Here is a 22,015-nt window from a genome sequence, read left to right on the forward strand (position 1 = left end):
CCGACAGTCTCTCCGATGCTGATGACCAATTCGGCGTTGTGGATATCCGGAGGCCGCCATGGCGGGCGGCGGTAGCCTGATGGCATGACTGCTGAGCCGCTGCATCACGCCGAGGACGACCCGGCGGAGATCTTGCGTGTGCTGCCGGAGCGGTGGCATGAGCAGTTCCTGAGTGAGTATCACAGCGCCTTGGACGCGGCCCACGAGGTGTGGCGGTTCCAGCAACTTCGAGAGCTCCTGCGCGTGTGGCGGCTGCATGCGGCTGCGGTCTCCGATCCTGATTTCGATCGGGCCGAGCAGGCGGTTAGAGAGGGCCGGCGCGAGGAGTTCGTTTCGATGGAAGATGCTTTCCCGGGTTGGGCCGATCGTCGATGAGCTACCGCGTGGATCTCCACGTGGCGGCGCTGTCCCAGATGAAGGGCCTTCCAGAGGAAGCGCTCGACGCGTTGATCTCCCGGACGGTGGACCTCGTCGAGAAGCCTTGGGACGCGCGAGTCCTGTACAAGGATGATCCGGACTTCCGCATGACGACCTTCGGTGATTTTGGTGTTCTGTACTTCAAGGTCGATGAGGTCGCCGAGTTGATCACCATCTTCAACGTGACATGGGCGGGCTGACGGCAAAGGTCGAGGGACGCATCGCCGCGGGCCCGCACACAGTCTGAGTGACTATTTGAGTGACAACGGCGACGGACGCCCGCAGATGGAGATGGACGTCCGTGCATGGTTGGCGCAGGTCACGGCAGCTTTTGACCCACGTGGGCGATCGGGCCAAGACGCTTCACACCGAAGAGGTCACTGGTTCGATCCCAGTATCGCCCACCACGTTCCCGCAGTTCAGAGGTCAGATGCCGCGTCAGCGGGTCTGGCCTTCTCTTCGTTTGGACCGTGGTTGGATCGTGGGACCAGACGTCACCCACCGCCCTGGACCGTCACTGAGCCGCTCTTTCCGGCACCTGGTTCCGTGGGGGTGGCGGACCGCTGTGTTCGATCGGAACGTCGACGGGCGCCGTCCGGGTGTCAGCTTGGTTGGTCCACTGCCTTCGGGCCTGTGACGTGGGGAACGGCGCATTCGGCCCACCGGGGAGATCGGGCACATACGGGCGTTACCGGTCATCGATGATCGAGCTGACGCGCCGGGTGATCAAGCGGCGTCAATCGGATTCGGTCCGAACATGTAGCCACTCATACGGAAAACGGTCAGTTGGAATCTGATGTCCAGTGTCCGAAGATTCGGCACCGCGATGGCCGCCGACCGACTCCTGTTGATCAGAAGGTCGCGGGCCGGCCCCGAGGATGCTCCGGCTCGATGAAGCCTGGGCGGCGCCGAGAGCCCTCGTTAGGAGCCTCTGGAGGCGAGGAGCAGGTCTCGCCCCTCCCCTCGCGAGCGGGACTCGTGGCCCAGCTGTACAGCTTCGACCGATTTGAATCAGTCGGCCAAACCTGGGGGTCAAGGGGTCGCAGGTTCAAATCCTGTCGTCCCGACACTGTCGTCCCGACACTGTTTCGGCAGGTCGGAGCCACAGTTTCCATGATCGGATACTGTGGCCTTTTCTTTGTGCCACCCAGGTGTCACCCAAGCTCGACGTCTCGGCGGCTGCCGTCGGGTGACAAATTTCTCTCCAGCGTGTCACCGCGTTCGCCGATTCCTGGCCTGATGGCCGCAGCGGAGTTCAAACGCACGGCGAATCTACGTTGTTAAGGATGGCGCTCGGGTGCGGTACTCGAAAGATCGTGGGTCGTGCTGAAGACGTTCCGGACACTCCCCGCCCAAGCAGGAACCCCATGGAGCCGCTACGCGCCCGGCGACCACACACAGTGACTCAGACAGACGGGAGCATCGCTATTCAGACCACTCGATCAGCGGGCCATCCCAGTAAACTGACCCCTACATGGCGCGGCGTTGCTGGGTGGCGGGGTAGTGGAGGATTTCGACAGGTTCGAGGGTGGCCAGGCCGCCTGGGATGAGCTCGTCGAGCTGGGGGAGGAACGCCTCGATCTTCGCGCGGGTGTCGACGATGATGACGATGATCGGGAGTTCGTCAGCCAGGGACAGGATGCGGGTCGTGTGGATCCGGCCGGTGGCGCCGTAGCCTTCGATGCCGCGGACGGCGCTGGCGCCGGCGAGCCCCGCCTTCTGCGCCCGACGCACGATCTCGTGGTAGACGGGCTTGTGGTGCCAAAGATCGCTGTCGCCGACGAAGACCGTCAGCCTGAGTCCATCGCTCATGTCTTCACCGTTTCGGGCTCGGTGACCCTGCGGAACGTGCGGTCGAGCCAGTAGCCGGCGATCTGGGACGTCACGATCGACAGCAGCACGAGGATCGTGAAGAACGTCTCGTTGATGATCCCGGCGGCGAAGGTGACGGTGGCCAGCACGATGCCGGGACCGCCGCGTGCGTTCATCGCCACGGCCAGCTGGACGGCCGACTTGCTGTCCTCCCCTGCGAGACGGGCCGCGACCCAGACCGAAGCGGCCTTGGTGACGCAGGCCAAGGTGAAGAACCAGACGAGGAACAGGAGGTCGATGTTGTGCAGGAGGTCGAGCTTCAGCCCGACGATCGCGAAGTAGACGGGGATGAAGAAGGCCTGGGCGAACTGCTTCAGCGACACCCAGGTCTCGGACGTGGCCCGGTCGCCGCCGTCCGCCCGTGAGCAGGCGATGCCGGCGAGCAGTGCGCCGAAGATCGGGTTGATGCCGAGACCTGTGCAGGCCAGGACAGCGACGAACAGCACCAGCAGCCGGAACGCGGCCGGGTTGCGCAGTTCGACCAGGTTGAACCGGCTGTTGGCGAGGGAGAAGACCGTCCGCGCGCCGCCGACGAGGGCGACCGCGAGGAACGCCAGGCTGGCGAGCACGTAGTAAAGCGCGGTGAGTGGCACGTCGTCGGTGTCGCCCAGCGACCACAGGCCGAAGACCCCCTGGCCTCCGGTGTTCGCGAGCCCGAGAACGACAGCGAGCACCACGTACAGGGCGACGTCTTCGAGGACGGCGACGGTCAGGACGACCCGGGCGAACGCGGTCTCGAGGATGCCCAGATCCATCAGGATCCGTGAGATGACCGGGATGCTGGTGACCGCGACCGCGATCCCGAAGATCAGGCCGGTGGTCAGCGGGGTGCCGTGCGGCCCGGAGTAGTGCTTGGTGCTGAGCACGCTGGCAACGCCTATTCCGATGGCGAACGGCACAGCCAGCCCGATGCCGGTGATCAGAGCGACCTTCCGGCGTTCGCGGCGGGTCGCCCGAAGCTGCAGCTCGGCACCGACCAGGAACATCAGCAGCAGCAGACCGATCTGGTACATCGCGCCGAGGACGCTCGTGGTCACCTTGCTGGAGCCGAAGACCCAGTTGGCGAAGCCAGGGGCGACAGCGCCGAGAAGGGTCGGGCCCAGCAGGAGACCGCCGATGATCTCGCCGATGACCGCCGGTTGTCTCATCCTGGCGAACAGCTGCCCGCAGGCGTGGGCGGCCACGAGCAGTAGCGTCAGCGCGATCAGGACATGGGTGACATCCGCTGTGCTCAGCGACATGAGTTCCCCGGGGCTAGAGGTGTACGAGTCAGCCAATACCTCCCGAATGTGACTGACTGATTGCCCTCTGTCATCTATCTATCCAGTGATATCGGACGACCGGCTCGGCTGGAAACTGTGGCACTGTGCGGGTGCCAACTAATCATGCGTCCGGGTCAAGCTGCATGTTGATACTCCCTGAGAACGCCGCCGAGTCGATCATGCCGGTGGATGTCGAGGCGGGTGATCTGCACTTAGTCGGTGCTCGGATCGGGGAGTGAACGGAGCGGGCTGCCTGTTCGAGAGTTCGGTGTGGTCGGTGTTGGTTGTAGAAGGTCTCGAACTCGCGCAGGGCGTGTAGAAGGTGGCGCTGGTTTCAGATCAGGGTGTGGTCTAACAACTCGCGTCGGCAGGTCTGGATCCAGCGTTCCATGATCGAGTTCATTCGGGGTATCCGAATACCGGTCTTGACGACCTGCAGTCTGGCGTCGGCCAGCGCAGCGTCGAAGGCCGCGGTGAATTTGGCATCGCGGTCGCGGATGAGGAATCTGGCCTTGCTGCCCGCGTTCTGCATGTCCCTGAGGAGGTTGCGGCCGAGCGGGGTGACCCACTGCTCCGTGGGGTGTGTGGAGGCGCCGAGGATCCGGATGCGGCGGGTGGCGTGCTCGATGACGGCGAAGACGTACAGTCGCGCCCCGGTCAGCGTGCGGACCTCGAAGAAGTCACACGCCGGTACCGCGTCGGCCTGGTTGCGCAGGAAGTCGGGCCAGGTGGTGTGCGCCCGCCCGGGAGACGGGTCGATCCCGTGAGCTTTCAGGATCTCCCACACGGTGAGGCGGCGACGGTGATGCCGAGCGCGGCCAGTTCGCCGTGGATACGCCGGTAACCCCATGAAGGAGTTCTCGCGGGCCAGTCGCAGCACCAGGAGGCGGATGGACTGGATGGTGCGCTGGCGTCCCCGCCGCCGGGGTGCGCAGGCCGCGGCGTGGCGGTATCTCAGCAGGTCACAGTGCCAGCGCAGGACGGTGTCCGGGCGTACCAGCAACGTGAGGTGTCGGAGCTTGTCGGTCGGCAGGTGGTGGAGCAGCCCGGCGAGCACGAAGCGGTCGCCGGGTGTGAAAACGGGGTTGGCCACACTGGCACTGCAAGGTCGTCAGCTGATGCCGCAACACCAGAATCTCGATTTCCTTGTCGCGATCGCTCCTTGGCAGCAGCCGCATGAACGCGAAGGTGTTCGTCACGGTGAGGTAGGCCAGACGCAGCAGCACGACAGACCATCATGCCGTGGCGGCCCAGCCCTCACGCCTCCTGGATTCACAACGCATGATCATCGATCAGTGCTGCGACCTGCGCGGATGAATTATCGGCACCCACAGGTCTACACCCGGACATTGATGGCGGCGGGCATGCGTAGCCTTGTGTTGGCCGAGAAGATCGGCTGTGGTTTGAGCGGATGTCGGTGGTGTGCGTTACCTTGAGGTCGTGATCGCGTAGAGCCCCGGGCAAGTGAAGCAGGTACCTACCGAATGTCCTTTGAGCAGTCCGGCCCGTCCCGCCGTGTTTTGCTGGTAGCCGCAGCTCTCCTGCCACTGGCGGGGTGCGACGCAGGTGATCGCTCAGCCTCCGGGGCATCCCCGGCGCCGGTTCGCCGCTCTGCTAGTTCCCCGGACAGTTCGCGGTTCGCGGCGCTCGAACGCAAGCACGGTGCCCGTCTGGGCGTGTACGCCCTGGCAACCGGTACCGGCGCCACGGTGGCCTATCGTGCGGACGAGCGTTTCGCGTTCTGCTCCACCTTCAAGACACTTGCCGCGGCGGCGGTCTTGCACCGAAACCCACTCAGTCACCTGGACAAGCGCGTCACCTACACCGGGGCCGACGTCAACTCCATCTCGCCGATCACCAAGGAGCACGTCGCGACTGGAATGACCATCAGGCAACTGTGTGATGCCGCCATCCGCTACAGCGACGGCACGGCCGGCAACCTGCTGATGCGCGACATCGGCGGTCCGGCGCAGTTGACCGCCTACCTGCGCGGACTCGGAGACACCATCAGCCGCATGGACAACTACGAGCCCGAGCTGAACAGAGACCGCCCTCAGGACCCGCACGACACCACCACTCCCCGCTCGATCGCCGCCGACTACCACAAGCTCGTGCTTGGTGACGCGCTGACCGCCGACAAACGCGCCCTGCTCAAAGAGTGGCTCGAACGCAACACCACCGGCGCCAAACGCATCCGGGCCGGGCTTCCCAAGGGATGGACGGTGGCTGACAAGACCGGAACCGGCGACTACGGCAGGGCCAACGACATCGCCATCGTGTGGCCGCCTCATACCGCCCCGCTCGTGGTGGCCATCATGTCCGACCGATCCGGATACAACACCCCGCCCAAAGACGCCCTGATCGCCGCAACCACAACGCAGATCGTCTCCGCTCTCAACTAACCTGCATCACCACCTCCAGGCAGGAGACGAATCGGGCCGTGATCCCCAAGCATTCAAGCCGATTCGACAACGGCCGGCCTGGGTCGTTCATCGTCGAGATCTTCGACAGCACGGAGCCCGGTTGGGATCTTCGCTGCCACTGACCCTTAGAGGGCATCTGATCTTGACTGCCGAAGGCGCTACGTGTGCATCGGCTGGTGACGCCAGGCACACTGTTGCGCTGGCACCAGCGACTGGTCGCCCGCCAGTGGACCTATCCTCAGCGAAACCGGGCAGGCCACCGACCGACCCGACGATCGTGGCGCTAGTGCTGAGGCTGGCCCGGGGGAACTCCTCGTGGGGGTACGAGCGGATACGCGGCGAGCTGACGAGTCTCGGGTACAGGGTCAGCAGTGCGACGATCCGCCGGATCTTGAAGCGGGCGGGCCTGGAGCCTGCACCTCGGCGCGGCAATGACCAGTGGCGCGATTTCATCCGCGCCCACGCAGCCAGCACGCTGGCGTGTGACTTCTTCTCGGTCGACACCGTTACGCTGCGCCGCTTGTACGTCTTCTTCGTGGTCGAGGTCGGGACCCGGTTCGTTCACGTCCTGGGCGTGACCGCCAGACCAGACGGAGCATGGGTCGCCCAGCAGGCCCGCAACCTCCTGGTCGATCTAGGGGACCGGGCTGGCGAGTTTTGGTTCCTTGTCCGCGACCGGGACGCCAAGTTCACGCGGGCCTTCGATGAGGTCATGGCCGGGAATGGCACAAGAGTGATCAAAATCCCGCCCCGGTCGCCTCGCGCGAATGCGTTCACGGAGCGGTGGGTGTGGACAGCGCGTTGCGAGTGCACTGATCGGATGTTGATCTTCGGGGAGTGGCACCTGCGGATGATGCTGACCGAATACGCGGTCCACTACAACCAGCACAGGCCACACCGATCCTTGGATCTTCGACCTCCCGCCGACGGCGCAGACCTGATCCGCATCCCGGTCGGCTGGATCGAACGCCGCCAAGTCCTCGGCGGTCTGATCAACGAGTACAAGAGAGCAGGCTGACCAAGGACAGGCTCGGCTGCGAAGGCCGCAGGTGGACACTCATGGCCGGATTTTGACACCCTTCAAGGTGCCAGACGATGGCGAGGATGGAGCGGCCGACGGCGACGATGGCTCTCTTCTTGCCGCGGCGTCGGGCGATGCGGCGGTAGCGTTCGCCGAGGAAGGTGTTGGTCTTGCCGGCGGAGACGGCGGCTTCGCCCAGGACGCGAGCCAGGTAGGGGTTGCCGTAGCCGGTGGCACCGCGGCCTTTCTTCCTGCCCGCGGATTCCTTCACCCGAGGAACAGCGGAACGCCGCTCGTGCCATCGCGCAGTGCGCGGTGGCGCCGAGGATCCGAATGCGCCTCGTGGAGTGCTCGATGACCGCGAAGACGTACAGCCGTGTGCCGGTCAGCGTGCGGACCTCGAAGAGATCGCAGGCAAGCAGGGCGTCGGCCTGGCTGCGCAGGAAGTCTGCCCAGGTCGTGCTCTGCCTTTGGGGTGCGGGTGGGATGCCGTGCTCGCGAAGGATCTCCCGGACGGTGGAGGCGGCGACCGTGATGCCCAGCGCCGCGAGCTCACCGTGGATCCGGCGATATCCCCACGAGGCATCTCAATCTCGGCCTGCGCACCTGCTGGCGTTGCAGCACGGCGAGCTGGTGACACAACAGCACAATCTCCGCGTCCTTCCACGCACCCTGCCGGCGGGCCAACCGCATCCAGGAGAACACGCTGACGACGAAGAGATAGACGAACCGCAGACACATGACCGTCCATCATGCAGCACCACACGCACATCCCTCGTCCACGAACAGATCCGCATCATTGCAGGTCACACCAGGTGGATGAGGTTATAGGCACCCATAGCATGAACAGTGCCATCGCAGTCACCTCCTGTAGCTAAGTGATTACATAGCAACCATGAGGGGCGAGGATCACCTCCGAAAGCGATTGGGGGCAATCGACGTGCGCAACTCGAACGAGCTACACGAGCTTCTGATTCCACGAGTGCGGGTCGAGCTCCGGCCCCTGAGGCCAGGGCTCGAGGCGTACCTGCGGCGATCCCGTTCGCTGACCCCCGGGCACCCGCGGCACAACCATCATGGTCAGCCGGGCGTGTTCGGGTGGGTCAGGCCCAGGTCGTAGGCGAAGATCACGGCCTGGACGCGGTCGCGGGCTCCGATCTTCGCCAGCACCCGGCCGGCATGTGTCTTCACGGTGGATTCCGAGAGCACCAGATGCTTGGCGATCTCGCCGTTGGTCCAGCCCTGCCCGATGGCGACCAGGATTTCCCGCTCGCGGTCGGTCAGTGCTCGCCAACGGGGATCCATGCTGCCCTCTCGGCCCTGTGGCGCTCCGGGCAGGTGGTGAGCGTAGGTGTCGAGAAGCCGTCGGGTGAGGGCAGGGGCGATGACGGCGTCGCCCTCGGCGACGGCGCGGATGCCGGCCAGTAGCTCCTCTGGGCGTGCGTCCTTGAGGAGGAAGCCGCTGGCTCCCGCGCGCAGCACTGCATGGGCGTATTCGTCCAGGTCGAAGGTGGTCAGGACGAGGATGCGGGAGCGTCCTCCGGTGGCGATGATGCGGCGGGTGGCCTCGATGCCGTCCATGCCGGGCATGCGGATGTCCATAAGGACGACATCGGGCCGTAGTTCGGCTGCCATACGGACGGCCTCGGCTCCATGCGCCGCCTCGCCGACCACCTCGGTGTCGGGCGCGGTCTCCAGCAGCATGCGGAAGCCGTAGCGCTGCAGGGACTGGTCGTCCACGATGAGCACGGTGGTCACGCCGAGCCGCCTGATGTGTGGGGGATCGGGGTGAGGTCGAGGCCGGCCTCCACGATCCATCCTCCACCGGGCGCGGGTCCTGCGGTGACGGTACCGCCGTACAGGGCTGCGCGCTCTCTCATGCCGGCGAGCCCGTGGCCGTCCTCGTGCGACGGCCTGGGCTGCCCGGTGCCGTGGGGCGGGCCGGTGTCGTGGACGCGCACGCGCAGCTGTGAGCCTGCGACGGTGAGCATCACGTGGGCCCGCGTGTCGCGGCCGGCGTGTTTGAGGGCGTTGGTGAGCGCCTCCTGGACGATGCGGTAGACCATCAGCTGGACCCCGCGGTCCAGGGCATTGAGTTCGCCGCCGGAGCGGTAGACGATCTGCGGTCCGGCCGCCCGGATACGGGCGCACAGCGCGTCGAGGTCGGAGATTCCGGGCTGCGGGTTGAGTTCGGGCGCCCCCGTCCGCTCGCGCAGGATGCCGAGCATGCGTCGCAGCTCGCCCAATGCCTGGCGGCCGGTGTCGCCGATCAGCCGGAGAGCCTCGTTGCCCCGGTCGGGGCTGACGTCGGCCGCGTACCCCCCGGCGTCGGCGAGGGTGATGATGACGGACAGGTTGTGTCCGATGATGTCGTGCATTTCGCGGGCCACGCGGGTGCGTTCGGTAGCGGCGGCCAGCCTACTGCGCTGGTCGCGTTCGATTTCGAGGCGGGCGGCGCGGTCGCGCAGGACGGCGAGTTGGGCGCGTCGGATCCGCACCGCCAGGCCCAGGGCGACGGCCGCGGTGGCGGCGCTGACCAGAAAGAACATGGCGTCCCAGACGGACACCGCGGTGGAGACGCGCACGGCGACCAAGGCCAGCGCTCCGGCCATGGCCGCGCAGGCCCAGGGCAGATGCCGCAGGCGTCCGTGCAGCACCAGGCTGTAGAGAGCGACGAGCAGAGCGACATCGGCGCGCAGTAAAGCCCCCAGGGACCACTGCAGCATGAACACCGCCGCGATCAGGGCGAACGCCACGGACGGTGTCCTGCGCCGCCAGAGCAGGGGAAGCAGCAAGCCGGCCTGCAGTGCCAGCGTGCCGGCCACGGGCAAGTGCGTGAACGTGATCCGCAGCTCACGCGGATCGCCGTCGTCCACGAGGTCTGGTACGCAGAACATCAAGAAGACGCCGGCCACCACTGCCGTATCCAGTACCCACGGGTGGTCCCGGTCCGCCTGTCGCATCAGCTGGCCGACCCGGGCCAGCCGCGCGACCAGCGGGTGACCCTGCAGGGGGTCCGGCCCGTGGTGCGGCAGGCCGGCAGGCACTTCCACTCCGGCGGTGTCGCCGCTGCTCACAGGTGTCACCTGTCCATGATGTGCGAAGGAACGCCGGCGCGGCGCCAGGCCGAGGCCGGGCACCGCGCGGGCGGTATGCGAGGACTGTGTCAGGCGTCGGTGCGCGCCAGGCGCCAGGCGGCACCGGCCAGCGCCAGCACGGTCCAGGCGAGGAAGACCAGCATCCCGGCCGTGGGCGACAGCGTGGTGGCGTCGTGGTGCAGGGCGAACATCGACTCGCCGGCGTTGCTGGGAAGGTACGGGCTGATGTTGTCCTGCCAGGCGCTGGGCAGCAGAGAGATTAGGCCGGGGATCAGCATCAAGGCGCCGACCAGCACCGAGATGCCGCCTGCCACCGAGCGCAGCAGGGCACCCAGGGCGGTACCGATCACTGCGACCAGGCCGAGGTAGAGTCCCGCACCCAGAAGGCTGCGGACCACCCCGGCGTCCGAGAGCGTCATCGCCGCCCTGGTGCCGGAGACGATGCCGCCGGCGAACAAGAAGGTGACGAATACACCCGCGGTGCTGACCACGAGGGCGACCAGGCCGAACACGGCGGACTTGGACCACAGCACCGGCAGGCGGCGCGGGACCGCGGCGAGCGTGGAGCGGATCATGCCGGTGGAGTACTCGCCCGCGGTGACCAGCACGCCCAGGACGCCCAGCGCCAGCTGCGCGAACCTCGTGCCGAACAGGGAGAGGCTGACGGCCGTGGCGTCGGCGAAGTCCGGGTCCATGTGGTGGCCGGAGGAGATCCTGGACTTGTACTGCGCCGCGGCGATGAGGCCGATGCCGATCAGGAACAGCAGGCCCAGACCGAGGGTGATCCATGTGGAGCGCAGGGACCACAGCTTGGCCCACTCCGAGCGCAGCACCCGCAGTCCGGTCACCTTGTAGGACGGGCGTGTGGACTGCGAAGGGGCGGGTGCGGAGGTATGGGCCGGGGCGATGGTGCTCATCAGGCGGCCCTCCCGAGGGTCTGGATGCCCGTGGTGCCGTGGTACTCGACGGCGTCCCGGGTCAGCTCCATGAACGCCTCCTCCAGGGAGACGGTCATCGGGGTGAGCTCGAACAACGGGATGCCGTGCTCGGCGGCGCAGACCCCGATGGAGCGCGCGGACAGGCCGGTCACCTGCAGCTCCTCCGAGCCGGCCTGGCCGGTGATCTCGACGCCGGGCTTCGTCAGGATTTCGCGCAGGCGGGCCGGATCGCCGGTGGCCACCTTCACGGTGTCACCACCGGCCTGGCGAACCAGGTCCCGTACGGTGGTGTCGGCCAGCAGACGGCCACGGCCGACGATGATGAGGTGGTCCGCGACCAGCGCCATCTCACTCATGAGGTGGGAGGACACGAAGACCGTGCGGCCGTCGGCCGCCAGCCCGGTCAGCAAGTTGCGGATCCACAACACGCCCTCGGGGTCCAGTCCGTTGACCGGCTCGTCGAGCATGACGGTCTGCGGGTCGCCGAGCAGTGCCGCGGCGATGCCGAGGCGCTGGCCCATTCCCAACGAGAACGACCCGGCGCGCTTCTTCGCCACAGACTGCAGCCCGGTGAGCGCGACCACCTCCTCCACCCGGCGTCGCGGGATGCCGTGGGTGTAGGCCTGCGCCATGAGGTGGTCGAAGGCCGACCTGCCGGGGTGGATGGACTTGGCCTCCAACAGCGCGCCGACCTCCTGCAGCGGGGCCCTGTGCTGGGCGTAACGGCGGCCGTTGACAATGACCGAGCCACTGGTCGGGGCGTCCAGACCGACGATCATCCGCATCGTGGTGGACTTGCCCGCGCCGTTCGGCCCCAGGAATCCGGTGACGGTGCCGGGCCGAACGGTGAAGTCCAGCTGGTCGACCGCCGTCTTATCCCCGTACCGCTTCGTCAGCTGGTGTGCCTCGATCATCAGTCATCCCTACGTGCGCACGGACCAGCCTTCCCGGCCCGCCTCACCTGCAACGCTAGGACCGGGACCAGCGGGATCCGTGGTACCGCGGAGCCGAGATCCGAGGAGCGAGTGGTACCGGGGTACCATCCCGCGGCGGTTCTGGCAGGCTTCGGACGAGCGCCCGGACAAGGGCGGCACGCTCACCCTGCTCCTGGACGGTGGCGAGCAAGGCGGGTGAGAGGCAGGGCACGTGCTGTGATGTGCCCTGCCCCCGTCGGGTCAGGAGGGCACGGGGAAGCTGACGGGGCTGCGGTGCCCAGCTTTGTCGATGGCCCGTACGCCGAAGAAGACATTGTCCTTGGACAAGTCGATGCGCACTTCGGTGACGTCGCCGACAGGGATGACGTGGGTCCAGTCCGGGCTGGTGGTCTCGCGCCAGACGATTTCGTAGCCGGCAAGGTCGGGTTCGGTGCCGCGGGTCCAGACGAGGTCGGTGTCGTTGCTGAGTTGGTCGGTGCGGACCTTGGCGTTCTTGGGCGTGCCGGGGGCCTGGGCAAGTGACCAGATGGTGGCAGCGTTGACGCGGGCGACGCGGGCGATGTAGGCGAAGTCGCAGAATTCCGGGAGGTCGCCGAACTGTTTGCCGTTCTCGACGCGTACGTCCTGGTGCTGGTGGTCGAAGTTCTCGTTGGGTTCGGTGAAGCGGGCGGCGGGATAACCCTGTTCGAGGAAGCCGATGTGGTCCCCGCCGCGCAGGTAGCGGTCGCGGCGGTAGATGATCCGGATGTTCATGCCGGTGGCGTCGTTGTCGGCGACGTTCGTGACGAAGCGGGCGAGCTGGCGGGCGGGCGAGTCGTTCTCGCCGCCGACCGAGCGGCGGGTGTTGGCCTCGGCGGGGGTCTCGGCGGTGGGCACGCCCTCGGCGAAGAGCCGGACGGTGCGAGGATCTCGGGTGCCGTCGTCGGCGGTGCTGCTGCCGATGATGTCGTTGGTGAACATCGCCTGCACGTCGGCGGCTACGGCCTTGTACTGTGCGGCCATGTACCGCGCGCCGTACAGGTTTTGCTCTTCCCCCGCGACGGCGGCGAAGACGATGGTGGCCTTCGGCCGGCGGAGGGCCATGACTCGGGCGAGTTCCATGGCGACGGCCACGCCCGAGGCGTCGTCGTTGGCGCCTGGCGCGTCCGCGGTGGCGTTCATGATGTCGGTGACCCGTGAGTCGTAGTGACCTGACACCACGTATATCCGGTCAGGGGTGACGGAGCCGCGCAGTGTGGCGACGACGTTGGTGATGCGGGTGGCGGTGGGTATCCGGGAGGCGGGCTGCTGGATGTAGGACTGCAGTTCGACGGTCATGCGCCCGCCGGACGCCGCGGCGTACTGCTCCATCTCGGCGAAGATCCAGTCACGGGCGGCGCCGATACCACGGTCCGGATCTTCCTGGGTCGAGAGGGTGTGCCTGGTCCCGAAGCTCACGAGCTTGCGGACGGTGGCCTCGACGCGTCGCTGGTCGATGTCGCGCAGCAGAGCGCGCAGTTCGGCGTCGGGGTGCTGGTCGGTGGCGGGCCGGCCGGGACCGGTCGGCCGGGTTGAGTCCGCTGCCGCCGCCGGACGGCCGTCGATGGTTACCGCGGTCGCGGCGGCTGCGGCCGCCGAAATGGAGAGGAAGGTACGACGACTGGCCTTACTGGGGAGTTGAGAATCTTTGTCATCCACATAGTCGGTTTATCCAGAGACGAAAACTTTGTCCATGGTCGAATGTGTCCCGTTTGAGCTTCCCCGGCCGTTCGTTCTCGCCGTTTGCGGATGCTCATCGCGGTGGGAGGGGGCGGCTGGAGGGCGCCGCCCACGTCTTCGCGCGCTCGTTCAGGACCGCGCCGAGCGGTCCCGTGTCGCAGCGACCGTGGCGCGCCAGGCTCACGACTGGCAGCGCTTCAGGCCGTCCGGCGTGTTGCACGGCAGGTGCCCGAAGGCTCTCAGCACGTCCTGGCCGTTGCCTCTGATCACGTAATTCATGAAGCTCGAGGTCAGGGAGTCGGAGACCGGTGCGCCGTGGCGATCGATTCCGCCGGTGACGTCTATGTTGCCGAGGTCTGCAACAGTTGGCTCGAGACCTTGGACGGAGCACCGCCACTGGGTGAGTGGCCTTCATTACGCAAGTGGCGCCGGGTCAGCAGATAGCATCCAGCCGGTCTGCTCGACCCAGCCGCCCGGCTTCCGGTCGTGTGGTACCAGTTCCGGAGTGTCATGTGCACCTGCTTGGACAGGTCCACCTCCATCAAGCCGGTAACGAACGTCCTTCGCTTGATCGATACGTGCGCGAGGCCTCAGCCGCCTCGCAGTCCCAGCCAGACGAAGCCGCCGATGTCCCCTGTCGCCATTCCGCCTACGCGACTCGACGGCACCAAGTGGCACGCCTGCGGGACAGGAGCGGGAGGATATTCGTAATGTCCCATTACCACTGAATCCGGCGGGCTTCAGAGGGGGACAAAGTTGATCAGAACGGCCCACTTTCCGCAGATTGTGCGGGTGGGTCCTGATCAACTGGGACCGGGCGCGGTCGTCGGGGGAGCGGTCGAGAGCATGTCCGATGGGGAAGAGGACACAGGGTCCAGGAAGGTGCGGCAGCGCCGGCGAGAGCGCCAGGCTGTGCCGAGGCCTTTCGTCGTGAAGTTCGTGCTGACTGAGCAGGAGTACGCCGACTTCCGTAAGGCGGCGGAGCGGCTCGGCATGGCACATGGGGCGTACGCGGCCGAGGCGGCATTGGCAGCGGCGCGGAGTGCGGTCGAAATTCATTTGAGAAGGAGTGGCTAGTCGATGATTGCTTCCCAAGGAGATCGTCCCATAATCGAACGGTGCGTATTGCTCGCCGGCAGCCTTATCCTCCGATACGGACTCGTGGTGGTCGTCGCTTGGATCGGCGCCCTGAAATACACTGACTCGGAGGCTGTGCGTATTCAACAGTACATTACGCACAGCCCGTTCATGAGCTGGATGGCCGACGCCCTCAACGTCCGGGCATTGTCCAATGTCCTGGGTACTGTTGAGATCATCGCGGCTCTTCTTGTCGCCCTCGGGCCATGGCTTCCGCATTTCTCCGCCGTAGGCAGCGCCGCGGCATCTTTGCTGTTCCTCACCACATTGAGTTTCCTGTTCACCACTCCTGGCATCGGCGATCCCACCGCCGGAGGATTTCCAGCACTGTCGCCTTTGGGGCAATTTCTGCTCAAAGACTTGGTGCTGCTAGGTGCGTCCCTATGGACATTGGGCGAATCTATCGCTGCGGCCCGACTGGGAAGATCGACACGGACACCTGGCCGGATCGCTTGACCTGCGCGGGGCGTTGCCGGGTTGACCATGGCTAACCCCGCGCTTTCGCGCCGGGTGAGGGTGATCTGATCGTTTACATGAAGACGAGCGACGCGCCGGCATCGCGCATGCTGATCAACCGCGCAGGCTCCACACCGAAAAGTTCCCCCTGCTGGCTGGCGCGGTCGGCGAAGCCCTTACGGGCAGACCACGGGCACAGGGGCGCAGAAGTACGAAAATGACCAGGCCAGCACGCTGCATGCCGCACACTTTCCCACAAGTGAGGACCGCAGCCAGCGAGGTCGCGTTCACCGATGGCGACCTGGTCTGTTCCATCATCGACTGGGAGATGGACCCGCTGCCCGACACCCTGACCACCGCCGAACTCCTCCGCGTCCACGACGGAAAGATCATCTCTGGCGAGCTCATCTACGACGCCGAAGACCTGCGCCGCGCCATCACCTCCGTCCGGTCGCCCGCCATCGCGACCCTGCTGGAACGCAGTTACACCCATGTCGCCCACGTACTGGGCCAGATCGGCGGCCAACCACCTGGCCGGTGCTCTGGTGCTGCTCACCCGCATCGTCGAAGGCGAACAGGTGGACCTGGCCGAACTCGACGCCCAGCGGCAAGCCGACACCGACCACCTTGGCCCCGACCCCATCAATGCCTTCCGCGCAATCGCTGACCGGTCGGTGGCGGCCTTCACCGCCCACGACACGCTGGAACGCACGTACGCCTTCATGGGAGCCACCGTGCCCGGCTCCGTCCTTGCTTCAATCAGCCTGCACGAATCGCTGATCCACGGCTGGGACATCGCCACCAGCGCCCACCTGCCCTACCCCGTCGACGACGACATCGTGGACACGGTGTGGCAGTACGCCGAAGCCGGCATCACCGACGTCCAGCGTTGCGCCTGCCAGTTCGCCGACGCGATCCCCATTCTGCCTGCGGCCCCGCCGCTGGTCCGGCTGCTCCCGCGTCTCGGGGTCGGTGATCGCCTGCCACAGCCGCTGCGGCGTGGTGCGGATGTAGATCTCGAACACCTTCTCCACGCATGTCTCCAGATCGCGTTTCAGGTCGACGAGGCCAGCGGCCCACGTCTCGGTGTATTTGCTGACCCAGCGGTCGTGGATGAGACGGATCGGTACGGGGTTCAGGAAGTGCAGTTTCTCCCTGCCCCGCCGGTCCGACACGACCAGTCCGGCCTCCTCCAGCAGGCGAAGGTGCTTCGCCACGGCGACCCTCGTCATCGCGAACCTGCCCGCCAGCGCGTTCAGCGACTGCCCGTTCTGCCGGAACAGCTCGTCGAGCAGCTCCCGGCGCGTCGGATCCGCCAGCGCCCTGAACACCTCTTCCACGCACCTGAGAATAGGAAACCAAAAGGTTTCACCACCGCAGATGAACGAGCGCGCGTTGCCGCCATGGCGAATTCGCTGTTCGACACCACCGGTCGGGCCTGGCCGGCCGCACAAGACGGCGGCCCCTGACCAGGCACGGACGGTGACGGGTTCAGGCAGCCGGCACGGCCTTCACGAACTCGGTGGTGTAGGTCTTGGACAGGTCGACGGTGTCCTTCTTGCCCTTGACGTTCGGCGAGAACGAGCTGAGCACCTCAAGGACGTTTTTCGCTCCGTCCGCGTCCATGACGCCGTCGGGAGTGAAGATGCTCTTGGTGTCGCCGATCGACTTGGCGTAAAGCGCGGGGTCGTCTCCGGCGTAGTCGGTGGGCATATTGGCCGCGATCTCCTCAGCCGAGTGGCCGTTGACATACCGCAGCGTCTTCACCAGGGCGTTCGCCAGCTTCTGCACGGCTTGCTTGTTGTTCTGGATCCAGTCGCAGTCCATGTAAAGGGAGCTGGCGGGGTAGAGCCCGCCGAGCGCGGCCCGGGTGCCCTCCTCGGTGCGCATGTCCACGATGACCTTGCCCTTGCCCGTGGAGACCAGCTTGGCGGCGGTGGGGTCGGTGGTCATCCCGGCGTCGATGCCGCCGTTGTCGAGCGCGGCGATGAACGTCGCGCCCGCGCCGGCCTTGACCGATGTGTAGTCCTGGGTGGCGACGCCGTTCTTCACTGCGAGCGCCTGGGTCAGGAAGTCCGTCGAGGACCCCGGGCTCGTGATGCCGAGACGCTTGCCCTTGAAGTCCTTCGCGGAGGCGATCGTGCCCGCCTTGGTCGAGGCGACGATCTCCACCTCGCCCGGGACGTCGGCGAACTGCACGACGCTCTGGATGCACTTGCCTTTGGTCTGCAGGTCGATGGTGTGGTCGTAGAAGCCGACCACACCTTGGACGTCTCCGCTGATCAGGACGTTCTCGGCCTGAGCGCCCGACGGTTCGGTGAGCAGCTGGACGTTGAGGCCCTCCTGCTTGAAGTAGCCGAGCTGTTCGGTCAGCTTCATCGGCAGGTAGATGACCTTGTCGATGCCGCCAATCATGATCTTGACCTGGGGGGCGCCGCCCGCGGAGGTCGTGGCCGTACGGGAGTCACGGCAACCGGTGGCGGCGGCGACCAGGCATAGACCGGCGGCGGCGGTGGCCAGCAGGCGAGAGGTGGCTTTCATGTCGGGAGCTCCGATCAGATCTGCGCTTCGAGGGCGCTGGACGGGGGCCGCCAGGCGAGGAGCCGGCGTTCGAGGAGGGTGAGCAGCCATTCGGCCAGCAGCGCCATGACCGTGATGATGATCATCCCGGCGTAGATGCCCGCCGAGTCGAAGGTGCCCTGGGCGTGATTGATGAGCAGGCCGAGGCCCTTGTCCGCGCCGGTGTACTCGCCGACGATCGCGCCGATCAGAGCGAAGCCGAACGCGACGTGCAGGCTCGCGAGGATCCACGAGGTCGCACTGGGCAGCACGATCGTGAGAAGGATCTGGCGGGGTCCGGCGCCGAGGATGCGGGCGTTGTCGATGATGGTCTTATCGACCTCGCGCGCGCCCTGGAAGGCGTTGAAGAACACCGCGAAGAACACGAGGACGACCGCTGTGGCGATCTTGGACGACATGCCGAGGCCGAACCAGATGACGAACAGCGATGCCAGCACGATGCGCGGGATGGCGTTGGCGGCCTTGATGAAGGGTGCGCAGACCTCGGCGAGGAAGCGGCCCCTGCCCAGCAGGACGCCGAGGACCACCCCGGTGACAGAGCCGATGACGAACCCGACGACCGCTTCCTCGAGGGTGACGGCCATCTGCTCCCATATCGACCCGAAGGCCGTCCCGTTGGTGAACCAGTCGACGATCCGTACCCCGATGGCAGTCGGCTTGGAGTAGTAGAAGGGATCCAGGAACGTGCTGGCCGACAGCTCCCAGCTACCGAGCCAGAGCACGACCAGCAGGAGCCGCGTGGCGGTGATCTTCGGAGCGCGGAGCAGGCGCCGTCGTGGCCGTACGGGCTGGGAGGCCCGCGTGCCTGACGGAGCGTCGAGGGTGGTGACGTCAGGCGACACGGCCGGCCCCCCGCGAGCGAGTGATCTCCACCTCTTCGCGCAGCGAGTCCCAGACCCGCCGATATACCTCGAGGAACGCCTCTTCGAGCCGGATCTCCTCGACCCGGCGCGGCCGTTCGAGTTCGACGGGGACGACGTCCTTGACCGTCGCCGGCGCCGCGGTCATGACGACGACCGTGTCGGCGAGGGCGATGGCCTCGGTCAGGTCGTGCGTGACGAACACGACGGCCGCGCTCGTGCCCGACCACAGGTCGAGCAGCAGGTCCTGCATGTGCTCGCGAGTCTGCACGTCGAGCGCACCGAACGGCTCGTCCATGAGCAGGATCGACGGCTCGTTGATTAGGGTCTGGGCCAGTGCGACGCGCTTTCGCATGCCGCCGGAGAGTTGGTGCGGGTAGTAACGCTCGAAACCGGCCAAGCCGACCCGCGCGACCCAGTCCTTCGCCTGGTCCCTGGCCGCCTGCTTGCTCGCCCCCTGGTACCGGGGGCCGGCCGCGACGTTGTCCAGCACCGTACGCCACGGGAGCACGGCGTCCTGCTGGAACATGTAGCCGAGCCGGTCCGGGATGCCGGTCACCGGACTGCCCTGGACGAGAACCGCCCCGTCGCCCGCGGCGGCCAGCCCGGAGATCAGCGAGAGGCTGGTGGACTTGCCGCAGCCCGTGGGCCCCACGACGCTGACGAACTCGCCCTGGCGTACGGTGAAGGACATGTCGCGCGTAGCGGTGTGTCCCCCGCCGTCGCGCGTCTCGAAGCGTTTGGTCACGCCGCGCAGTTCGATGGCCGGTGGTGCTTCGGGCACGGAAATCACCCCTTCTGAAAGTCGGTTGTGCGGGAAGCTCTCCGGACCGTAGGGCGGGGTGGTCGGCCTCACCAGGCTTGTGCCAGTTGTGGGAGCAATGCGCGTAGTTCGCTTTCTGCGCGTTGTGCTCACGCTGTTTTCGCCGGGTTTGACGGGTATCGTGCTGCCATGTCCTGGCCCGGCAAGAGGCCGTACCCCCGCTTCGCGACTCAGGCACTGCTGGTGCAGGTCGCAGTCCTCATGCTGATTCTGGGCGTGGGGTTCACGCTGGTGGCCCTCCTGCTACGCGCGGAGCTGATGCGTCAGTACGAGGAGCGCGCCCTCGGCGTCGCCCGTTCAGTCGCGGCCGACGACGTGATCGTCAAGGACGTCGCCGCGCACGACCACACCCCCGAGGTGCAGCGGCGGGCCGAGGCCGTGCGCCGCCGTACGGGCGTGCTCTTCGTCGTCGTGGCCGACGACCACGGCATCCGCTACTCCCACCCCGACCCCGAACGCATCGGCCAGAGGGTGAGCACCGAGCCTGCGGCCCTCAGCGGCACCGAGGTGGTGACCTTTGAGCGTGGAACGCTTGGCCTGTCCGCCCGGGGCAAGGTGCCGCTGTTGACCGACGCCGGCAAGGTGGCAGGGCAGGTAAGCGTGGGGATCGGCGCCGACCAGGTGTCCCGCAGGGTCACCGGGCTGCTGCGCGGCGCCGCGGGCTTCGCCGGGACCGCGGTGGTGCTCGGAGTGGCCGCGTCCGTGCTGCTCGCCCGGCGTCTCAAGCGCCAGACGCTCGGGCTTGAACCCGCCGACCTCGCCGATCTGCTCCGAGAGCGCGAAGCCGTGCTGCACGGCATCGACGAAGGCGTGCTGGCCGTCGATCCGGCTGGACGAGTCACGATCTGGAACGACGCCGCAGCCCGGCTCGTCGGATGCCTTCCCACGCCGGGCACCCCGATCGCCGACGCCGGGCTGCCGCCCGGGCTGAGGACGCTCCTCACCGAGCGGCGCGCCGCGCGTGGTGTGCTGGTTGCCACCGAAGACCGCATGCTCGTGGTCACCGCCGGGCCCGTACGGCGCGGCGACCACGACCTGGGCCACGTGGTCACCCTGCGGGACCGGACGGACCTCGACGAGATGGCCCGCGAACTGGACGTCGTCCGCGCATTGTCCGACGCCCTGCGTGCCCAGGCCCACGAGTACACCAACCGGTTGCACACACTCTCCGGCCTGCTGGGCCTCGGGCACAGGGACGAGGCCGAGGCCTACCTGCGGGAACTGGCCGACGACCCGCTCGCCACCGAATACAGCGACGGCGGCCGGGCGCGCGACCCGTACATCCGCGGCCTGCTCGCCGCCAAGACCGCGGTCGCCTCGGAGCAGGGAGTCGACCTGCGGCTGAGCGCGGACTCCTTCCTGCCCGGCCAGCTGCGCTTCCCCCTCGACGTGGTCACGATCGTCGGCAACCTCATCGACAACGCCATCGCGGCGGCGCGTGCCGGTGCCCGGCGCCCGGCCTGGGTGGAGCTGTCGCTGGTCGCCGAGGCGGACATCCTCCACCTGGTGGTCGTCGACAGCGGCGACGGCGTGGCGGCCGAGGCCGTCGACCGGCTGTTCGATCAGGACTTCACGACCAGCGCCGACGACGCCCGCCCGCACGGCGTGGGCCTCGCCCTTGCGCGACGGCTGACCCGACGCAGGGGCGGCGACCTGACCCTGACCCGCGCCTCGGGGGCCGATTGCGGCGCGGTCTTCGTGGTACGGCTGCCGGGCTCGATCGAGCCGCCGCCCGCCACGCGCGAGGCCGCCCGCCTGTCCGCCGCGGTTTCCGCAGGTCCGTCATGAAACGCTTCTTCGTGTTCTCTGGCGGTTCATCGTGATCCGCGTTCTAGTGGTCGACGACGACTTCCGGGTGGCCGACCTGCACGCCCGTTATGTCGGGAGGGTCCCCGGGTTCGAGGTCGGAGGGGTCGCGCACACGGCGGCCGAGGCGGTCGAGCTCGCCGCGCGGCTGCGGCCCCATCTCGTGCTGCTCGACCAGTATCTCCCTGACGCCTCCGGGACGGCGATCGTGCCCAGGCTCGGTGGCCACATCATCATGCTGACCGCGGCGGCCGAGAGCGCGGTCGTACGTGAGGCCCTCGGCTACGGGGTGGTCAACTACCTGGTCAAACCATTCAGCGAAGCCGACCTGGCCGAACGGCTCAGGGCCTACGCGCGTTTCCACGCACGGCTGGACCGCGCCCCGTCGCTCAGCCAGTCCGAGATCGACCGCGCCATGCGCACGCTGCGGGAGGGCGACCGCGTCGACGCGGCCGTCAGGAAGGGCCGCTCGAGCCACACCGCCCAGCTGGTCATCGACGCCGTACGCGACGCGGGCGAGCCCGTCACCGCGGTCGATGTCGCCACGCGGCTCGGATTGTCGCGGGCGACCGCGCAGCGCTACCTGTCCGACCTCGCGGCCGACGGCCGGGTGACCGTCGGGCTGCGGTACGGCACCACCGGGCGGCCCGAGCATCTCTACAGGTGGCCCGCGCAGACCTAGAAGGTCA

22 protein-coding genes and 1 tRNA gene are annotated in these 22,015 nt (G+C 67.1%); 9 read left to right on the forward strand and 14 right to left on the reverse strand.

The features are described 5' to 3' along the window. The first annotated feature begins 84 nt into the window (after positions 1-84). From Pph01_RS29565 to Pph01_RS29575, 3 genes are all read left to right on the forward strand, one after another. Positions 85-375: a DUF6247 family protein gene (locus tag Pph01_RS29565; RefSeq protein ID WP_204076426.1), complete on the forward strand. Its 291-nt coding sequence runs from the start codon at positions 85-87 to the stop codon at positions 373-375. Between the two features lie 8 nt (positions 376-383). Continuing rightward, a complete protein-coding gene (locus tag Pph01_RS29570; RefSeq protein ID WP_204076431.1) occupies positions 384-617 on the forward strand; it encodes a hypothetical protein in 234 nt (77 codons plus the stop codon). A 142-nt stretch (positions 618-759) separates the two neighbouring features. Next, positions 760-824: transfer RNA gene (locus Pph01_RS29575), tRNA-OTHER, on the forward strand. A 1,063-nt stretch (positions 825-1,887) separates the two neighbouring features. Here the strand turns inward: Pph01_RS29575 and Pph01_RS29580 are convergent. The 3 genes from Pph01_RS29580 to Pph01_RS29590 all read right to left on the reverse strand — a co-directional run bounded on the left by Pph01_RS29580 (position 1,888) and on the right by Pph01_RS29590 (position 4,644). Further along, positions 1,888-2,229, reverse strand: a complete 342-nt coding sequence (locus Pph01_RS29580; protein WP_204076432.1) for a DUF190 domain-containing protein — start codon at positions 2,227-2,229, stop codon at positions 1,888-1,890. Beyond that, entirely contained in the window at positions 2,226-3,530 is a 1,305-nt protein-coding gene (locus tag Pph01_RS29585; protein ID WP_204076433.1) for a cation:proton antiporter, read from the reverse strand. The genes Pph01_RS29580 and Pph01_RS29585 overlap by 4 nt, the downstream gene beginning before the upstream one ends. A gap of 355 nt (positions 3,531-3,885) precedes the next feature. After that, positions 3,886-4,644, reverse strand: coding sequence for a hypothetical protein (locus Pph01_RS29590; protein WP_204076434.1), 759 nt, complete (start codon positions 4,642-4,644; stop codon positions 3,886-3,888). Between the two features lie 391 nt (positions 4,645-5,035). Here Pph01_RS29590 and bla point away from each other — a divergent pair, with 391 nt between their 5' ends. Together bla and Pph01_RS29600 are read left to right on the forward strand one after the other, a co-directional pair. Beyond that, on the forward strand, positions 5,036-5,953 hold the full coding sequence (gene bla / locus Pph01_RS29595) for a class A beta-lactamase (protein ID WP_204076435.1): 918 nt from the start codon (positions 5,036-5,038) through the stop codon (positions 5,951-5,953). A 298-nt stretch (positions 5,954-6,251) separates the two neighbouring features. Next, positions 6,252-6,992 carry an integrase core domain-containing protein gene (locus Pph01_RS29600; protein WP_204076436.1) on the forward strand — a complete coding sequence of 247 codons (741 nt, stop codon included), beginning with the start codon at positions 6,252-6,254 and terminating at the stop codon, positions 6,990-6,992. On the opposite strand, the gene Pph01_RS29605 is transcribed toward Pph01_RS29600, so the two are convergent. The 6 genes from Pph01_RS29605 to Pph01_RS29630 form a co-directional block, all read right to left on the reverse strand. Next, on the reverse strand, positions 6,967-7,266 hold the full coding sequence (locus Pph01_RS29605; protein ID WP_204076437.1) for a hypothetical protein: 300 nt from the start codon (positions 7,264-7,266) through the stop codon (positions 6,967-6,969). The two genes, Pph01_RS29600 and Pph01_RS29605, sit on opposite strands and share 26 nt — an antisense overlap. An 809-nt stretch (positions 7,267-8,075) precedes the next feature. Next, positions 8,076-8,744 carry a response regulator gene (locus Pph01_RS29610; RefSeq protein WP_373315692.1) on the reverse strand — a complete coding sequence of 223 codons (669 nt, stop codon included), beginning with the start codon at positions 8,742-8,744 and terminating at the stop codon, positions 8,076-8,078. A 5-nt stretch (positions 8,745-8,749) separates the two neighbouring features. Next, positions 8,750-10,081, reverse strand: a complete 1,332-nt coding sequence (locus tag Pph01_RS29615) for a sensor histidine kinase (protein WP_204076439.1) — start codon at positions 10,079-10,081, stop codon at positions 8,750-8,752. 80 nt (positions 10,082-10,161) lie between these two features. Next, positions 10,162-11,010 (reverse strand): hypothetical protein, encoded by an 849-nt coding sequence (locus Pph01_RS29620; protein ID WP_204076440.1) that lies wholly within the window; start codon positions 11,008-11,010, stop codon positions 10,162-10,164. Next, the gene (locus Pph01_RS29625; RefSeq protein ID WP_204076441.1) at positions 11,010-11,945 is read right to left on the reverse strand and encodes an ABC transporter ATP-binding protein; all 936 of its coding nucleotides are present in this window, start codon (positions 11,943-11,945) and stop codon (positions 11,010-11,012) included. Before Pph01_RS29625 ends, Pph01_RS29620 begins: the two co-directional genes overlap by 1 nt. Positions 11,946-12,206: 261 nt before the next feature. Beyond that, positions 12,207-13,643 carry a M28 family metallopeptidase gene (locus Pph01_RS29630; RefSeq protein ID WP_204076442.1) on the reverse strand — a complete coding sequence of 479 codons (1,437 nt, stop codon included), beginning with the start codon at positions 13,641-13,643 and terminating at the stop codon, positions 12,207-12,209. 951 nt (positions 13,644-14,594) lie between these two features. Here Pph01_RS29630 and Pph01_RS29635 point away from each other — a divergent pair. Together Pph01_RS29635 and Pph01_RS29640 are read left to right on the forward strand one after the other, a co-directional pair. Continuing rightward, positions 14,595-14,741: a hypothetical protein gene (locus Pph01_RS29635; RefSeq protein ID WP_204076443.1), complete on the forward strand. Its 147-nt coding sequence runs from the start codon at positions 14,595-14,597 to the stop codon at positions 14,739-14,741. 3 nt (positions 14,742-14,744) lie between these two features. Continuing rightward, positions 14,745-15,257 carry a YkgB family protein gene (locus Pph01_RS29640; RefSeq protein ID WP_204076444.1) on the forward strand — a complete coding sequence of 171 codons (513 nt, stop codon included), beginning with the start codon at positions 14,745-14,747 and terminating at the stop codon, positions 15,255-15,257. 73 nt (positions 15,258-15,330) lie between these two features. On the opposite strand, the gene Pph01_RS29645 is transcribed toward Pph01_RS29640, so the two are convergent. The 5 genes from Pph01_RS29645 to Pph01_RS29665 all read right to left on the reverse strand — a co-directional run bounded on the left by Pph01_RS29645 (position 15,331) and on the right by Pph01_RS29665 (position 19,481). Next, the gene (locus tag Pph01_RS29645; protein WP_204076445.1) at positions 15,331-15,981 is read right to left on the reverse strand and encodes a hypothetical protein; all 651 of its coding nucleotides are present in this window, start codon (positions 15,979-15,981) and stop codon (positions 15,331-15,333) included. Positions 15,982-16,012: 31 nt separating this feature from the next. After that, positions 16,013-16,597, reverse strand: a complete 585-nt coding sequence (locus Pph01_RS29650; protein WP_204076446.1) for an ArsR/SmtB family transcription factor — start codon at positions 16,595-16,597, stop codon at positions 16,013-16,015. A gap of 151 nt (positions 16,598-16,748) precedes the next feature. Continuing rightward, positions 16,749-17,798 (reverse strand): ABC transporter substrate-binding protein, encoded by a 1,050-nt coding sequence (locus tag Pph01_RS29655; RefSeq protein WP_204076447.1) that lies wholly within the window; start codon positions 17,796-17,798, stop codon positions 16,749-16,751. Between the two features lie 14 nt (positions 17,799-17,812). Continuing rightward, positions 17,813-18,679: an ABC transporter permease gene (locus tag Pph01_RS29660; RefSeq protein WP_204076448.1), complete on the reverse strand. Its 867-nt coding sequence runs from the start codon at positions 18,677-18,679 to the stop codon at positions 17,813-17,815. Continuing rightward, entirely contained in the window at positions 18,669-19,481 is an 813-nt protein-coding gene (locus tag Pph01_RS29665) for an ABC transporter ATP-binding protein (RefSeq protein WP_204076449.1), read from the reverse strand. The genes Pph01_RS29660 and Pph01_RS29665 overlap by 11 nt, the downstream gene beginning before the upstream one ends. Before the next feature lie 168 nt (positions 19,482-19,649). Here Pph01_RS29665 and Pph01_RS29670 point away from each other — a divergent pair, with 168 nt between their 5' ends. Together Pph01_RS29670 and Pph01_RS29675 are read left to right on the forward strand one after the other, a co-directional pair. Then, positions 19,650-21,308: an ATP-binding protein gene (locus tag Pph01_RS29670; RefSeq protein WP_204076450.1), complete on the forward strand. Its 1,659-nt coding sequence runs from the start codon at positions 19,650-19,652 to the stop codon at positions 21,306-21,308. Between the two features lie 31 nt (positions 21,309-21,339). Next, positions 21,340-22,008, forward strand: a complete 669-nt coding sequence (locus Pph01_RS29675) for a response regulator (protein ID WP_239117107.1) — start codon at positions 21,340-21,342, stop codon at positions 22,006-22,008. Positions 22,009-22,015: the final 7 nt, after the last annotated feature.

Source organism: Planotetraspora phitsanulokensis, assembly GCF_016863295.1.
GTDB classification, from domain to species: domain Bacteria; phylum Actinomycetota; class Actinomycetes; order Streptosporangiales; family Streptosporangiaceae; genus Planotetraspora; species Planotetraspora phitsanulokensis.